At 62.3% G+C, this 14,721-nt stretch carries 14 protein-coding genes and 1 riboswitch; of the genes, 8 read left to right on the top strand and 6 right to left on the bottom strand.

The features are described from left to right. Positions 1-26: 26 nt before the first annotated feature. The 4 genes from HX792_RS16975 to HX792_RS16960 form a co-directional block, all read right to left on the bottom strand. Entirely contained in the window at positions 27-986 is a 960-nt protein-coding gene (locus HX792_RS16975) for a metal ABC transporter ATPase (RefSeq protein WP_176997165.1), read from the bottom strand. Positions 987-1,027: 41 nt separating this feature from the next. After that, positions 1,028-1,840 carry an aldo/keto reductase gene (locus tag HX792_RS16970; RefSeq protein ID WP_176997164.1) on the bottom strand — a complete coding sequence of 271 codons (813 nt, stop codon included), beginning with the start codon at positions 1,838-1,840 and terminating at the stop codon, positions 1,028-1,030. Continuing rightward, a complete protein-coding gene (locus tag HX792_RS16965; RefSeq protein ID WP_176997163.1) occupies positions 1,837-3,012 on the bottom strand; it encodes an FAD-binding oxidoreductase in 1,176 nt (391 codons plus the stop codon). Before HX792_RS16965 ends, HX792_RS16970 begins: the two co-directional genes overlap by 4 nt. Positions 3,013-3,082: 70 nt before the next feature. Beyond that, the gene (locus HX792_RS16960; protein ID WP_176997162.1) at positions 3,083-3,418 is read right to left on the bottom strand and encodes a multidrug efflux SMR transporter; all 336 of its coding nucleotides are present in this window, start codon (positions 3,416-3,418) and stop codon (positions 3,083-3,085) included. A 100-nt stretch (positions 3,419-3,518) separates the two neighbouring features. Here HX792_RS16960 and HX792_RS16955 point away from each other — a divergent pair, with 100 nt between their 5' ends. Both HX792_RS16955 and waaA read left to right on the top strand, forming a co-directional pair. Beyond that, positions 3,519-4,409 (top strand): LysR family transcriptional regulator, encoded by an 891-nt coding sequence (locus HX792_RS16955; RefSeq protein WP_176997161.1) that lies wholly within the window; start codon positions 3,519-3,521, stop codon positions 4,407-4,409. A 23-nt stretch (positions 4,410-4,432) separates the two neighbouring features. After that, the gene (gene waaA / locus HX792_RS16950) at positions 4,433-5,710 is read left to right on the top strand and encodes a lipid IV(A) 3-deoxy-D-manno-octulosonic acid transferase (protein WP_176997160.1); all 1,278 of its coding nucleotides are present in this window, start codon (positions 4,433-4,435) and stop codon (positions 5,708-5,710) included. Between the two features lie 121 nt (positions 5,711-5,831). Here the strand turns inward: waaA and HX792_RS16945 are convergent, their stop codons facing one another. Next, positions 5,832-7,271 (bottom strand): TolC family outer membrane protein, encoded by a 1,440-nt coding sequence (locus tag HX792_RS16945; protein ID WP_176997159.1) that lies wholly within the window; start codon positions 7,269-7,271, stop codon positions 5,832-5,834. A 196-nt stretch (positions 7,272-7,467) separates the two neighbouring features. Continuing rightward, positions 7,468-7,573: riboswitch (TPP riboswitch) on the top strand. A gap of 148 nt (positions 7,574-7,721) precedes the next feature. Here HX792_RS16945 and thiC point away from each other — a divergent pair. Both thiC and cytX read left to right on the top strand, forming a co-directional pair. Next, positions 7,722-9,611 carry a phosphomethylpyrimidine synthase ThiC gene (gene thiC, locus HX792_RS16940; protein ID WP_176997158.1) on the top strand — a complete coding sequence of 630 codons (1,890 nt, stop codon included), beginning with the start codon at positions 7,722-7,724 and terminating at the stop codon, positions 9,609-9,611. Between the two features lie 116 nt (positions 9,612-9,727). Beyond that, positions 9,728-11,017: a putative hydroxymethylpyrimidine transporter CytX gene (gene cytX / locus HX792_RS16935; RefSeq protein ID WP_176997157.1), complete on the top strand. Its 1,290-nt coding sequence runs from the start codon at positions 9,728-9,730 to the stop codon at positions 11,015-11,017. Here cytX and HX792_RS16930 read toward each other — a convergent pair. Further along, the gene (locus HX792_RS16930; RefSeq protein WP_176997156.1) at positions 10,986-11,732 is read right to left on the bottom strand and encodes an RsiV family protein; all 747 of its coding nucleotides are present in this window, start codon (positions 11,730-11,732) and stop codon (positions 10,986-10,988) included. The two genes, cytX and HX792_RS16930, sit on opposite strands and share 32 nt — an antisense overlap. 192 nt (positions 11,733-11,924) lie before the next feature. On the opposite strand from HX792_RS16930, the gene HX792_RS16925 reads away from it, so the two are divergent. From HX792_RS16925 to HX792_RS16910, 4 genes are all read left to right on the top strand, one after another. Next, positions 11,925-12,542 (top strand): NUDIX domain-containing protein, encoded by a 618-nt coding sequence (locus HX792_RS16925; protein ID WP_176997155.1) that lies wholly within the window; start codon positions 11,925-11,927, stop codon positions 12,540-12,542. Next, positions 12,533-12,982 carry a DUF1249 domain-containing protein gene (locus tag HX792_RS16920; RefSeq protein ID WP_176997154.1) on the top strand — a complete coding sequence of 150 codons (450 nt, stop codon included), beginning with the start codon at positions 12,533-12,535 and terminating at the stop codon, positions 12,980-12,982. The genes HX792_RS16925 and HX792_RS16920 overlap by 10 nt, the downstream gene beginning before the upstream one ends. Before the next feature lie 98 nt (positions 12,983-13,080). Further along, entirely contained in the window at positions 13,081-13,896 is an 816-nt protein-coding gene (cpdA, locus tag HX792_RS16915; protein WP_176997153.1) for a 3',5'-cyclic-AMP phosphodiesterase, read from the top strand. A gap of 195 nt (positions 13,897-14,091) precedes the next feature. Further along, complete coding sequence (locus HX792_RS16910) at positions 14,092-14,700, top strand: YqiA/YcfP family alpha/beta fold hydrolase (protein WP_176997152.1); 609 nt, start codon at positions 14,092-14,094, stop codon at positions 14,698-14,700. The last annotated feature ends 21 nt before the right edge of the window (positions 14,701-14,721 follow it).

The raw sequence follows: 14,721 nt of genomic DNA, 5'->3' as shown, positions 1-14,721 counted from the left end.
CAAGCCGGCTCCTACAGGTAATGAGATCAGCGGCTGGCTTTTTTCTTCGGCACGATCTTGCGCAACACGCGCTGCGCCAGGCGCTTGAGCTTCGACTCTTTCTCCGGCTCTGCCAGGCCTTGCTGCCTGAGCCAATCCTTCCAGCGAATCCGTTCATCACGCACCAACCAACCCTCCTGTTGGGCGAAGCTTTCTGCCAGGTATAAACCGCGTGTGCTGGCCGGGATGAGCTGGTCTTTCTTGACGGTGTATAGCTCGGCGATGGGCTGGCCATCCTTCAATGGCATCAGGTACAAATCCGGACGCTGGCGGTCAAGGCGGGCCACCAATTGGTCGCCTTCGAGGCGCTCATCCACATGGAACAGGCTCAAGGATTTGGCTTCCTTGGGCACTTCCAGGCGCAGGTCGTAGATCAGCTGCAGCGACGCCGTGGGAAGGTGCACGTAGGCCCGTGGCCGCTCGATCAACTGGGTGGTGGCGCAGCGCACCGGGCGTGCCGCGCCCGACAGGGGGCTCAGGCGAAATGGCAGGGCTTCACGGTAATGCAGTGCAGCGGAGTAGGGCGCTGGCAGCCAAGTGTCATTGAAGCGCCCGCCGAGCCAGCCTTCGGGTGTCTCCAGCAGGCATTCCTCGGCGATTTCCTGGATGGCGGTGTGCAGCGGCAGGTTCAGTTCGTGGGCGGGGACGTAGCCGGAGATCAGCTTGAGCACCACGTCGCCACGGTCCTGGCGGCGCTGGCGTACCAGCACCCAGTAATCCTTGTTTTGCCAGTGCAGGGTCAGGCGTACCGACACGCCCAGGTTGGCCAGCTCCAGGGCGAAACGCTCGGGGTCTGCCACTTCTACTGGCTTGCGCCGTTGCAGGGTCTGGGCAAAGTTGAGCGGCATGCCCACGCTCTGGTAGCTCAAGCCTTCGGGGGTGGCTTCGACGTGCAGCGGCAGTGTTTTGAAGTTACTGGGGTTTTTTCTTATGAGCGTTCGCGGCATGTCGGCTCCTTCTTGCGACGGGGTCGGCCGCGTGGGCGGCATCAGAGTTGACGAATGACCTGGGCAGCGGTCGCCACGTTATGGGCCAGGTGCAGCGGGTTGATGGTCCCGACAATAGCACTGGCGACGCCCGTTTGCGCAAACAACAACATGAAACTGGCTCGAATTGGATCCATTCCGGGTTCCAGGCAAACGTGTCCGCTGGCCAAGGCCTTTTTCACCAGGATGCCTTTGCCATGGGCGGCGGCATAATCAATGACGGCTTTTTCGGTTTGTTCGTTCAAATTGTAGGTGACCATCGCGCAATCGCCCCGTTCCAGAGCCTTCACGCCGCCTTCGACAGTTTTGCCGGAAAAGCCGAAACCACGGATCTTTCCTTCCTTTTTCAGCGCCTCGAGGGTCTGGTAAACCTCGCAGTCGTTGAGAATGTGCAGGTCATTGCCGTCGGAATGCACCAGCACCAGGTCGATAAAATCCGTTTCAAGCCGTTTCAAGCTGCGCTCGATCGACATCCGGGTATGCGCCTCGCTGAAATCGTGGCTGGACAGCCCCTCTTCGAATTCTTCGCCGACCTTGCTGACGATCACCCAGTCCTTGCGCTGGTCGCGCAGCAGCGGCCCCAGGCGCTCTTCGCTGCGGCCATAGGCCGGCGCGGTGTCGATCAGGTTGATGCCCAGTTCGCGGGCCTGGCGCAGCAACATCCGTGCCTCATCGTCGCCTGGGATCTGGAAGCCGCTGGGGTACTTCACTCCTTGGTCACGGCCCAGTTTCACGGTGCCCAGGCCCAGTGGCGATACCAGCAGGCCGGTGCTGCCCAGGGGGCGATGCAGGTCGTGCAAGGTCGGTAGGGTCATGGCAACAATTGCTCCCAGGCAGGTACGCCGATGGCGGGTTTTGGCAGCTCGGGCAGGGGTTCGCTCGCGATTGGGCGGATGCCGTCGCGTTCCAGGCTGTTGATCACTCGATCGGCAAAATCCGGCGCCAGGGCCAGCTTGGTCGGCCAGCCCACCAGCAGGCTGCCCTGCTCAGCGAGGAAGGCGTTATCGGGGCGGGTGAGGCCGGATTGCAGAGGTTCGGCGCGGTCGACGTGCAAGGTGGCCCATTGGGTCTGGCTCATGTCGATCCACGGCAGCAACTGCGCCAGTTCTTTTTGCGCAGTGGCGATTTGTTCTTCTGGCGTGCGCGCCACGCCGTCAGCCTCGGCAATATCGCCGCCCATGTACCACACCCAGTTGCCGTCGGCGGCCGGGTGGGTGGTGACGGTGATGCGCGGCTTGGTGCCGCCACCCAGGCAGTGGGCGTACAGCGGTTTCAGGCCAGGGCCCTTGGCGATGATCATGTGCAGCGGGCGCGTTTGCATGGCTGGCTGGCTCAGGCCCAGGGCCGTCAGCAGCTCTGCCGTGCCGGCACCGGCACTCAGTACGATGCGTTGCGCGCGGATCTCGCGGCCATCCACCTTCAGGCCCACCAGGGTGTCGCCTTCGAGCAGCGGTTCGATCTGTTGGCCAGCGAGCAAGCCGTCACCGGCCAGGTGCGCCAGGCGTTCGATCAGGCTGGGGACGTCGATGACCAGTTCCGCCAGGCGATAGACCTTGCCCTTGAAACGGCGGTCCTGCAGGGCTGGCGGCAGGTCGTCGCCCTTGACCTGGTCGACGCGGCCACGCACGGCCTTGCTGGCAAAGAAACTGGTGAGGTTGCCCGCGAGAGTGCCTGGGGACCACAGGTAATGCGCTTCGGAGAGCAGGCGCACGCCGCTCAGGTCCAGTTCACCATTGCCCGCCAGTGCCTCGCGCCAGCGGCGCGGCATGTCGGCGATGGCTTCGGACGCGCCGGTGAGGGCGCCGTGCAGGGCGTATTTCGCGCCGCCGTGGATGATCCCCTGGGACTTCACGCTTTGCCCGCCACCCAAGGTAGCGCTTTCCACCAGTACTGTGGAGTACCCCTGCCGGCGCAGGCGCGCATTCAGCCAGAGGCCGGCAACCCCGGCGCCGACAATCAGAACGTCGGTGGAAATAACGGATGGCATGGGCGACCTCAGTGTTCAAGACAAGAGGCGCAGTATACAGGGATCGAAATGGGTCGGTGCCCGGCGGGTATCAGTGCCCGGCGGTTTTCGAGAACAACTGGATCACCACCACGCCAAGTACGATCAGGCCCATGCCCAAGATCGCCGGCGTATCGAGCTTCTGCCCATAGATGAACAGCGCCGCGACACTGACCATCACGATCCCCATCCCCGCCCAGACCGCATAGGCCACGCCCACCGGTACGGTGCGCACCACCAGCGTCAGCATCCAGAACGCCACGCCATAACCGACGATCACCAGCAGCAAGGGGATGGGCGTGCTCCACCCCTTGATGGCTTTCATGGAAACGGTCGCGATCACTTCCGAGCAGATGGCAATGGCCAGATAGACGTAGGCGGCATTCATGTTGGTAATCCTCGGAGTGGGTTTCTACAGCGTTGGCATTTTAGGGGTTCGGCAGATGGGGTAAAGTCATTACCTATCCGAATTGAAGATGGGTTGAGCCATGAGTGTGCAATGGAACCTGGACCAGATGCGCCTGTTTGTCAGCGTCGCCGAACAGCGTTCGTTTTCGGCCGTAGCGCGCGGCCAGCGCAAGGCGCAATCGGCGGTAAGCAACGCGATTGCCCTGCTGGAGGCGGACTTGGGGCTGACCCTGTTTGAACGCAGCAGCGGGCGCCAGCCCACCTTGACCGAAGCTGGCAGCGTGCTGCTGGAAGAGGCCCGCGAGGTGTTGCGCCAGTGTGAGCGTCTCAATGGTCGGGCACTCTCTTTGACGCGTGGCGAGGAAGCGTTGCTGCGCCTGGCCCAGGATGAAGCCATGCTGTTCCAGCCGGTGCTCGACAGCCTTGAGGCGTTGGCTGGTCAATACCCTCATCTGGAAGTGCAACTGTCCAGCGCGGCTCAAGGGGACGTGGCGCGCAAATTGGTGGAGCGCAAGGCTGACCTGGGTCTGTTGTTCTATCACGACCAGATCCCCGAGGCCCTTGAGCGGCGGGTGGTGGGCAGTGTGGAAATGGTCACGGTCTGTGGCGTGAATCACCCGCTGGCGAAAGAGACCTACGTGGATTGCAAGCGCCTGGCGCAGTTCCGCCAGTTGCTGATGTCGACGCAAACCAGCGTCTACCCCGGCAGCGAGGCCGCGAGCCCCCTGGTGTGGCGTGCCGACAGCTTCTACGTACTGGCCGAATGGCTGATGAGCGGCCTGGGCTGGGCCTGGCTGCCCCGGCATATCGTGCAGTACCCGACCTACCAGCAGCAGATGGTCGAGCTGGACAGCGAGTGGACGCCGCCAGCCCTGGTGGTGGAGCTGGTGTGGCGCCGCGATGAGCACTTGGGTCCCGCTGCGCGCTTCCTGGCCAAACGTTTTGCTGAGTGCTTGCAGGCGATTGACTGAAAAAGCCGATAAACTCCGCCGCCATGAATAGAACTCTCTACAGCTGTCTGTTTTACCTGGCGCTGCCGTTGGTGGCTTTACGTCTGTGGCTGCGTGCGCGCAACGCGCCGGCCTACGCCAAGCGCGTCGGCGAGCGGTTTTCCTACGGCTTGCCGGTGATGCAGCCGGGCGGGATCTGGGTGCACGCGGTGTCGGTGGGCGAGAGCATCGCCGCTGCGCCGATGGTGCGCGAGTTGCTGCAGCGCCATCCCACGTTGCCGATCACGGTCACGTGCATGACGCCGACCGGCTCCGAGCGCATCCAGGCGATGTTTGCCAATGAACCGCGCATCCAGCACTGCTATCTGCCCTATGACGTGCCCTGTGCGGCCAAGCGTTTCCTTGATCGTGTGCAGCCGAAACTGGCGGTCATCGTGGAAACCGAACTGTGGCCCAACCACATCCACGCCTGTGCCCAGCGCGGGATTCCGGTGGCGCTGGCCAATGCGCGGTTGTCAGCGCGTTCGGCCAAGGGCTATGGCCGTTTCGCCAAGCTGACCGCGCCGATGCTGGCCGAGATGAGTTTGCTGGCGGTGCAGACGCGCACCGAAGCCGAGCGTTTCCTCAGCCTTGGCGCGCGCCCGGAAACGGTCGAGGTGACCGGTTCGATCAAGTTCGACCTGACCATCGACCCGCAATTGCCGGTGCGTGCGGCAGCGTTGCGCGAACAGTGGGGCGCCAGCGAGCGCCCGGTGTGGATCGCCGCCAGTACCCACGAAGGTGAAGACGAGGTAGTGCTGGCTGCCCACCGCCAATTGCTCGACAGCTACCCGAATGCGCTGCTGATTCTGGTGCCGCGCCATCAGGAACGTTTCGGCCCGATGTTCGAGCTGTGCCAGCAGCAAGGTTTTGCCACGGTGCGTCGTTCCAGTGGCGAACCGGTCACGCCGCAGACTTCGGTGTTGCTCGGCGACACCATGGGCGAGTTGCTGTTTCTGTATGCGTTGGCCGACAGCGCCTTTGTCGGCGGCAGTCTGGTGGCTACCGGCGGGCACAACCCGTTGGAACCAGCGGCGCTGGCGTTGCCGGTGATCATGGGGCCGCACGTGTTCAACTTTCTCGAAATCACCGCAATGATGCGCGAAGCGGGAGCGTTGCGTGAGGTGGATGACGCGCAAGGATTGGCTGAGGCGGTGCGCCAGTTGTTCGAACTGCCGCAGGATGCGCGCAAGATGGGGCAGGCGGGGCTTGCGGTGATGCAGGCCAACCAGGGCGCGTTAAAGCGCTTGCTGGACGGCCTCGATCGACTCATCACCTACTGAAACAACACCGATAAAACTGTGGGAGCTGGCTTGGCTGCGATTGCATCACCTCGGTACTTCAGCTGCACCGAGGTGTCTGCATCGCAGGCAAGCCAGCTCCCACAGTGGTTTTGGGGTGGGCTTAATTACCCGGGCGGGCCTTGAGCTGCTCGGCCGCGGCTTTGGCCAGGTCGGGCGGCAGAAAGTCCTTGTCAGGGTTGTAGTCAGCCTTGAGGTAACGCGTCAGGTCCTGCAGATCCCCCGGGTTCAGGGTGCCCGCTGCTTGCTTCAGGCGCAGGTTGTCGAGGATGTAGTCGTAGCGGCTGTTGTTGTAGTTGCGCACCGACGAATACAACTGGCGCTGTGAGTCCAGCACGTCGACGATGTTGCGTGTCCCCACCTGGTAACCGATCTCCGTGGCTTCCACCGCGCTCTGGTTCGAGATGATCGACTGGCGGCGTGCCTGCACCTGTTCCACGTCGGTATTTACCGCGCGGTGCAGGTTACGCGTGTTTTCCACCACCTGGCGGCGCAGGCCTTCACGTTGCTGTTCGGTCTGGTCCAGGCGCGAATAGGATTCGCGCACTTGCGAACTGGTCAGGCCGCCGCTGTAGATCGGGATGTTCAAGCGCAGGCCGATAGTGCGCTGGGACACATCGCCCCCGTAGGGCACCGGCAACTGGTTCGGGTTGCTGAAGCCCAGCGCGTCGTTGTCGCCTTTTTCATACTGCGCCACGGCGTCGAGGGTCGGAGCATGACCGGCCTTGCGCTGCTTGAGGGTCTCTTCGGCGGCAGTGACGGCGTAGTTGCTGGCGAGGAGGTTCAGGTTCTGGCGGCCGGCCGTTTCAACCCAGGCCTTGGCGTCGTTCGGCGCCGGTGGCAGCACCGGCAGCGTGTGGACAATGCCCTGGATCGAGTTGTACTGACGATTGGTCAGGGTGATCAGCGCCTCGAAGGCGTCATCCACCTGGCGTTGGGCGACGATGCGGTTGGCGCGCGCTGTGTCGTAGCTGGCTTGGGATTGCAGCACGTCGGTTTTGTCCGACAGGCCGACATCAAAGCGTTCGTTGGACTGATCGAGCTGGCGCTTGAAGGCGTTTTCTTCGGCCTTGGTCGAAGCCAGATTGTCCTGGGCGCGCAGCACGGCGAAGTAGTTTTCAGCGCTTTGCAGGATCAGGTTTTGCTCGGTGGCCGAAAGTTGCAGCGAGGCCTGCTCGTTGACGGCTTCGGCAGCTTGCAACTGGAACCAGCGATCGGCACGAAACAGCGGCTGGCTGAGGGTGGCCCGCCAGGAATGCGCATCACGGTTGACGGTGGCGGCGGGCTGGTCGATCTGGGTGCGCACGTTGTTGCTGTCGGCGCCGGCCGACAGGTTCGGCAGCAACCCGGCGCGGGCCTGGGGCACCACTTCTTTCTGCGCGCCGTATTGGGCGCGGGCAGCGGCCAGGTCGGCGTTGTTGTTCACCGCCTCCTGGTAGACGCTGACCAGGTCGGTTTTGGCGGACAAGGGCGCTTCTGCTGCCCAGACCATTCCGTTGGTCGCACAAGACACGGCGAGAGCCAGTGAGAGTTTGCGCAGCATGAGGCGATCCCTAGAGTGAATATTACGGCGATAATTTAGCGCCCAAGGCTAAGGCTGGCCATTCCTGGCGTCAAGCCTTGAGGCGGCTCCCGAGTGTAGTGGCCAGATCACGGCACAACAATCCTGCAATCACGCCATTCATCACGCTGAATGCACCGCCATTGGCAATTTGCCCACGGCATGGTCTAGACTGGCCGCGTTCTTGTCGGGGTGCCTTGTTGGAAGGCTGAGATCGGTAAATACCGGATCCCGTTGAACCTGATCAGGTTAGCGCCTGCGTAGGGAACAAGATTTCTCGTCACCCGGCGAGTCCTCTTGTGCTTCGTCCGGGATGCTGTTCATTTATTGAGCAGCCCTCGTGCACCAAGCACAGCACTGGTTTCAGTGCGTCCATCCGTCCCAGGTTCGCTCCGACAAAAATCCACCGCCTGGATAGTTGGAGAGCCCGTGATGACTACAAAATTAAAAAATACCGTGCACCTGAGTGAATCGGCCCAAGTCGACTCCGGCTCCGTGCAGCCGTTTACCCGCTCGCAAAAAATCTACGTACAAGGCACCCGCCCGGACATTCGCGTGCCGATGCGCGAAATCAGCCTGGACGTGACCCCCACCGATTTCGGCGGTGAAATCAACGCGCCTGTCACTGTGTACGACACCTCCGGCCCCTACACCGACCCCAACGTGATCATCGACGTGCGCAAAGGCCTGGCCGACGTGCGCTCGCCGTGGATCGAAGTGCGCAACGACACCGAGCGCCTGCCAGGCCTCACCTCGCACTTCGGCCAGCAGCGTCTCAGCGATGCCGAGCTGACCGCCCTGCGCTTCGCCCACGTGAAGAACCCACGCCGCGCCAAGGCCGGTGCCAACGTCACGCAGATGCACTACGCGCGCAAAGGCATCATCACCGCCGAGATGGAATACGTCGCCATCCGCGAAAACATGAAGCTGGAAGAGGCCCGTGCCACCGGCCTGCTCGACCAGCAGCATGCCGGCCACAGCTTCGGCGCCAGCGTGCCGAAGATCATCACCCCCGAATTTGTACGCGAAGAAATCGCCCGCGGCCGCGCGATCATCCCGGCCAACATCAACCACACCGAACTGGAACCGATGATCATCGGCCGTAACTTCCTGGTGAAGATCAACGGCAACATCGGCAACAGCGCCCTGGGTTCGTCCATCGAAGAAGAAGTGGCGAAACTGACCTGGGGCATTCGCTGGGGCTCGGACACCGTGATGGACTTGTCCACCGGCAAGCACATTCACGAAACCCGCGAGTGGATCATCCGCAACTCGCCGGTACCGATCGGTACGGTGCCGATCTACCAGGCCCTGGAAAAAGTCGGCGGCGCCGCCGAAGACCTGACCTGGGAGCTGTTCCGCGACACCCTGATCGAACAGGCCGAGCAGGGCGTCGACTACTTCACCATTCACGCCGGTGTGCTGCTGCGCTATGTGCCGCTGACCGCCAAGCGCGTGACCGGCATCGTGTCCCGTGGCGGCTCGATCATGGCCAAGTGGTGCCTGGCGCACCACAAAGAGAACTTCACCTACACGCATTTCGACGAAATCTGCGAAATCATGAAGGCCTACGACGTCAGCTTCTCCCTTGGCGATGGCCTGCGCCCGGGCTCGATTGCCGACGCCAACGACGCCGCGCAATTCGGCGAGTTGGAAACCCTCGGCGAATTGACCAAGACCGCCTGGAAGCACGACGTGCAAACCATGATCGAAGGCCCTGGCCACGTGCCGATGCAGTTGATCAAGGAGAACATGGACAAGCAACTGGAGTGCTGTGACGAGGCGCCGTTCTACACCCTCGGTCCGCTGACCACCGACATTGCGCCGGGCTACGACCACATCACCTCGGGTATTGGCGCCGCGATGATCGGCTGGTTCGGTTGCGCCATGCTTTGCTATGTCACGCCCAAGGAACACCTGGGCTTGCCGAACAAGGATGACGTGAAGACCGGGATCATCACCTACAAGATCGCTGCACACGCGGCAGACCTGGCCAAGGGGCACCCGGGCGCGCAGATTCGCGACAACGCCTTGAGCAAGGCGCGCTTTGAATTCCGTTGGGAAGACCAGTTCAACCTCGGCCTGGACCCGGACACCGCACGCTCCTACCACGACGAAACCCTGCCGAAGGACTCGGCCAAGGTCGCGCATTTCTGCTCGATGTGCGGGCCGAAGTTCTGCTCGATGAAAATCACCCAGGAAGTGCGTGAGTACGCCGCCAACCAGCGCATCGAAGCGGTGGACGTGGATGTGGCCAAGGGCTTGGCGGAGCAGGCGGAGCGGTTCAAGCAGGAAGGCAGTCAGCTCTACAAGAAGGTCTGATGGCCTCACCACAATCCCTGTAGGAGCCCGGCTTGCCGGCGATGGCGATCTCACCGGCACCATCGTCGGCAAGCCGGGCTCCCACAGGGGATTAATGTTCCTCAGAGATAACACCCTTGAGCATTCAATCCAGTACTTATTCCCCCGACATCGCGGTGCCTGCTGACAAACGCGTCTTCGGCGCCCGCGACCTGTTCTCCCTGTGGTTCTCCCTCGGCATCGGCCTGATGGTCCTGCAAACCGGCGCGCTGCTGGCGCCGGGCCTGGGCTTGTCCGGCTCCTTGCTGGCCATCTTCCTCGGCACGCTGGTAGGCGTGCTGTTGCTGGCCGCCGTCGGCGTGATCGGCAGCGACACCGGCCTGTCCGCCATGGCCGCGCTCAAACTCAGCCTCGGTGCCAAAGGCGCCAGCCTGCCGGCGCTGTTGAACCTGTTGCAACTGGTTGGCTGGGGTTCGTTCGAGATCATCGTGATGCGCGACGCCGCCAGCCTGCTGGGCGCCCGAGCCTTCAGCGACGGCAGCCTGTTGGCCAGCCCGTTGCTGTGGACCCTGTTTTTCGGTGGTTTGGCGACGCTGCTCGCAGTGAGTGGCCCGTTGACGTTTGTGCGCCAGATCCTGCGCAAGTGGGGTATCTGGCTGCTGCTCGCCGCCTGCCTGTGGTTGACCTGGAACTTGTTCGCCAAGGCCGACCTTGCCGCGCTGTGGGCCAAATCCGGTGACGGCTCCATGCCGTTTGCCGTGGGCTTTGATATCGCGATCGCCATGCCGCTGTCGTGGCTGCCGTTGATTGCCGATTACTCGCGCTTCGGCCAGCGTGCAAAAAGCGTGTTTGGCGGCACGGCCCTGGGCTTCTTTATTGGTAACTTCTGGCTGATGAGCCTGGGCGTGGCCTACACCCTGGCGTTTGCGCCAAGCGGTGAAGTGAATGCGCTATTGCTGGCGCTGGCTGGCGCAGGCCTGGGGATTCCGCTGCTGCTGATCCTGTTGGACGAGTCGGAAAACGCCTTTGCCGATATCCACTCGGCGGCGGTGTCCAGCGGCATGCTGTTGCGCTTGAAAGTTGAACACCTGGCCCTGGCCATCGGTGTGATCTGCACCCTGATCGCCTGCTTTGCGCCGTTGGCGCAGTACCAGAACTTCCTGTTGTTGATCGGCTCGGTGTTTGCGCCGTTGTTTGGCGTGGTGCTGGTGGATCACTTCATCCTGCGCCGTCGTGGCGAGGGCGTGGTTGCCAGCCTGCGTTGGCCGTCACTGCTGGCCTGGTTGGGTGGCATTGCGACTTACCACCTGCTGGCCAACTTGTATCCGGATGTCGGTGCGACCCTGCCAGCACTGGTGCTGGCAGGGCTGTTACAGCTGGTGCTGGGCCGCGCCGTTAGTGGCGTGCGGGCATCAGCTCAGGCTTGAGTACGCCGGTGAGGCGCGCGTAGGGGATGGTCATTTCGATCAGCCCCAACGCATACGGGCCAATGGTGGCCACGTTGTACTTGAGCACCACGCCGTTGCTGGTCAGGGCCACGTTCGGGGTTTTCTGGAACGGCCAGTTCTTCACGAACTCCGGGTCACGGTCCATCTGCGAGTTGATCAGCCAGCTGTTGTGGGCGACTTTGGCCGTGTTCCAGAACGCCTGTTCCTGGCCCGGCAGCAACATGTCGGTCAGGCTCAGCTCTTTGTGCAGGATGCGTGAATAGTTGATGAATCCACGGCCGGGCTCGCCGTGGGCGGCGCCAGTGTCCAGGTAGCTGGAGACTTCGATGATCACCAGTCCGTCATGCTGCTCACGTACCTTGGCTTGCAAGTACATGCTGTTGCGGTCGGCGGACTCACGCAGGAACTTGTCCCGGTAGGCATTCAAGGTAGGCGGCACGCTGGCGCCCGGCGTGGTACGGGTCATTTGCAGCAGGCGCTGTTCCACCAGGGAGTCCAGTTGCGGCTCGGTGGGGAAGTGCACGGTATCGATGTTCACCAGCGGGCAATCCGGGCTGTCGCAGCCGGGCTTGATCTGTTCCGAGGCGTCCGGCTTGGTGTCCAGCGGCTTGAGGTAGCTGGGTTGGAACAGGCTCTGGCAGGCGCCCAGGGTCAGCGCGATACAGGCCACAGAGGCGATTTTCAAAAGCGACATGGAAGTCCTTCGTCTAACGATAAGAGCGAAATTTGTGGAGCTTCGACTACCGACAAAGCAGTCAGTTCGCCACTAAGCTGATTAGAGTGAGTTTGACGCCCGCCGTCTATCCCGGCAACTGGAAAGGGGCTGCACCAAGTGGTGGGAGCGCGTTAGGATGGCGCCCATTGCACCGGCACTACGAGGAAGGATATGACGGATATTGCGAAATCGGCGCCGAGCAAGATCGAGATTGTTCAGCGTGACAATGCCTACCAGGGCTTCTACAAGCTTGATCGCGTGCAGCTGCGTCACGAGAAGTTCGACGGCGGCATGAGCCGGGTGATCAACCGTGAAGTCTTTGTGCGTCATGACGCCGTGTGCGTATTGCCTTACGACCCGCAGCGCGATGAAGTGGTGTTGATCGAGCAGTTTCGCGTCGGCGCCATGGGCCGTACCGACAACCCCTGGCTGGTGGAAATGGTTGCCGGCCTGATCGACAAGGACGAAGAACCTGAGGAGGTTGCACACCGCGAAGCCGAGGAGGAAGCTGGGCTGACGTTCTCCGCGTTGTGGCCGATCACCAAATATTTCCCTTCGCCCGGCGGCAGTACCGAGTTTGTCCACCTGTACCTCGGCCGTTGCGACAGCGCAGGCGCAGGTGGCGTCCATGGATTGGAAGAAGAAGCTGAAGATATCCGCGTCACCACCTGGGCGTTCGAGGATGCCCTGCAAGCGGTGCGCGACGGCAGAATTTCCAACGCAGCCAGCATTATCGCCCTGCAATGGCTTGCGCTTAATCGCGCGGAAGTGAGGGGGTTATGGCAGTAAAGGCACGGGAACGATATCGAGTTGACCTGGTGGGCCTGCAAGCGGCCTGCGAGGCCAACTATGCGCGGCTGATGCGCCTGCTTCCCGACATGCGCCACACGCCTGAGGCACGGCGCATTGCCGTGACCCACGGCGACCAGATGCTCGGCGTGCTGACCCTGGAGGTCATGCTCACCTGCCCGTACACCACCACTTTGCGGGTGCGCCAGGAGCACAGCCTACCCTGGCTGCCGGTGCCGCAGTTGGAAGTGCAGGTGTACCACGACGCGCGGATGGCCGAAGTGATCAGCGCCGAACATGCACGACGCTTTCGCAGCATCTATCCTTACCCCAACGTGTTCATGCACCAGCCCGATGAGAAAGCACAGCTCAATGTGTTCCTCGGCGAATGGCTGAGCCACTGCCTGGCTCTGGGCCACGAATTTGAAGTCGTGCGGTAGATGTGAACTGCATCTGATTCCTTGTATTTCCTCTTTGGTGTCCTGCCCAGCATAATCACGCCAACCCTCCATTCCTGTGATTGCCTTGGGAGAGCGCCTTGCCGAGCGTATCCACCGTGAGCCCCGACGCTTCGCCGTTGCTGGTGCAACTGTCCGACAGCCACCTGTTTGCCGAGGCCGACGGCACGCTGCTGGGCATGAACACCCGTGAAAGCCTGCAACGGGTGATCGACCTGGTGCGCGGGCAGCAGCCGCAGATCGACCTGATGCTGGCCACGGGAGACCTTTCCCAGGACGGCACGCTGGAGTCGTACCAGCAGTTTCGCGAGATGACCCGGGCCATCAACGCTCCGGCGCGCTGGATTCCGGGCAACCACGACGAGCCGCAGATCATGGCGCACGCCGCCGTGCACAGCGATTTGCTGGAGCCGGTGGTCGACATCGGCAATTGGCGCGTCACCTTGCTGGACTCCGCCGTACCGGGCTCTGTGCCGGGTTATCTGCAGGACCAACAATTGCAATTGCTCGCCCAGGCCTTGAGCGAGGCGCCGAACAGGCATCATCTGGTGTGCTTCCATCACCATCCGGTGCCGATCGGCAGCGCGTGGATGGAGCCCATCGGCCTGCGCAACCCTGACGCGCTGTTTGCCGTGCTTGATCGCTTCCCGCAGGTCAAGGCGGTGCTCTGGGGCCATGTGCACCAGGAAGTCGACCGCCAGCGCAATGGCGTGCGGCTGCTGGCTTCGCCGTCCACCTGTATCCAGTTCGCGCCGGGCAGCGAGGACTTCAACGTCAGCGAGCAGGCGCCGGGTTACCGCTGGCTGCGCCTGCACCCCGACGGACGGTTGGACACAGGCGTTGAACGGGTGCAAGGCTTCGCCTTTACCGTGGATTACGGCAGCAATGGCTACTGACACCCATCGCCCCTGTAGGAGCCGGCTTGCCGGCGATAGCGCTCTGCCAGCCAAGAAATAGGTGGCTGATTCACCGCCATCGCCGGCAAGCCGGCTCCTACAAGGGTTCTTCTGTGTCCTTTGGGCCGGGGTCATCACACGGGGCATCGATCCCTGTAAACTGCGCCTCTTTGGCTGATGCACGGAGAGCCCGGCATGTCTGCTTCGATCCTCTATATCCACGGTTTCAACAGTGCGCCGGCGTCCAACAAGGCCACTCAGTTGATCACCGTGATGGGCGCACTCGGCCTGGCCGATCAACTGCGTGTGCCGGCTTTGCATCACCATCCCCGTCGGGCGATTCCCCAGTTGGAAGCGGCGATTGCCGAACTGGGGCGGCCACTGCTGGTCGGCAGCTCACTCGGCGGCTACTATGCAACCCATCTTGCCGAACGCCATGGCCTCAAGGCGCTGCTGGTCAACCCGGCCGTGAGCCCGCATCGGATGTTCGACGGTTACCTGGGCACCCAGAAGAACCTCTACACCGATGAAACCTGGGAACTGACCCACGATCACGTCACGGCCCTGGCCGAGCTGGAAGTGCCGGCGCCCCAGGATGCCGCGCGTTATCAGGTGTGGTTGCAGACCGGGGATGAAACCCTGGATTATCGCCTCGCCCAGCAGTATTACCGGGCCTGTGCCTTGCGCATCCAGGCGGGCGGCGACCATGGTTACCAGGGGTTTGCCCGGCAGTTACCGGCCATGCTGAGTTTTGCCGGCATTGGTCCTGATCACTATCAATCCTTCGATTTCGCAGCTCTTTGAAAATCGCAGGTCATTTTTTAA

The organism is Pseudomonas sp. B6002 (assembly GCF_013385985.1).
GTDB lineage: Bacteria > Pseudomonadota > Gammaproteobacteria > Pseudomonadales > Pseudomonadaceae > Aquipseudomonas.
The sequence above is the reverse complement of the archived record's forward strand: the minus strand, read 5'-3'. Positions and strand labels throughout refer to the sequence as shown.

Excerpts from the sequence above, each read along its gene's own strand:
- HX792_RS16910 (WP_176997152.1), top strand. The coding sequence starts at position 14,092 with ATGTCTGCTTCGATCCTCTATATCCACGGTTTCAACAGTGCGCCGGCG.
- HX792_RS16965 (WP_176997163.1), bottom strand. The coding sequence starts at position 3,012 with ATGCCATCCGTTATTTCCACCGACGTTCTGATTGTCGGCGCCGGGGTT.
- HX792_RS16925 (WP_176997155.1), top strand. The coding sequence starts at position 11,925 with ATGACGGATATTGCGAAATCGGCGCCGAGCAAGATCGAGATTGTTCAG.
- HX792_RS16975 (WP_176997165.1), bottom strand. The coding sequence starts at position 986 with ATGCCGCGAACGCTCATAAGAAAAAACCCCAGTAACTTCAAAACACTG.
- thiC (WP_176997158.1), top strand. The coding sequence starts at position 7,722 with ATGACTACAAAATTAAAAAATACCGTGCACCTGAGTGAATCGGCCCAA.
- HX792_RS16960 (WP_176997162.1), bottom strand. The coding sequence starts at position 3,418 with ATGAATGCCGCCTACGTCTATCTGGCCATTGCCATCTGCTCGGAAGTG.
- HX792_RS16945 (WP_176997159.1), bottom strand. The coding sequence starts at position 7,271 with ATGCTGCGCAAACTCTCACTGGCTCTCGCCGTGTCTTGTGCGACCAAC.
- HX792_RS16920 (WP_176997154.1), top strand. The coding sequence starts at position 12,533 with ATGGCAGTAAAGGCACGGGAACGATATCGAGTTGACCTGGTGGGCCTG.
- HX792_RS16930 (WP_176997156.1), bottom strand. The coding sequence starts at position 11,732 with ATGTCGCTTTTGAAAATCGCCTCTGTGGCCTGTATCGCGCTGACCCTG.
- HX792_RS16955 (WP_176997161.1), top strand. The coding sequence starts at position 3,519 with ATGAGTGTGCAATGGAACCTGGACCAGATGCGCCTGTTTGTCAGCGTC.
- waaA (WP_176997160.1), top strand. The coding sequence starts at position 4,433 with ATGAATAGAACTCTCTACAGCTGTCTGTTTTACCTGGCGCTGCCGTTG.
- HX792_RS16970 (WP_176997164.1), bottom strand. The coding sequence starts at position 1,840 with ATGACCCTACCGACCTTGCACGACCTGCATCGCCCCCTGGGCAGCACC.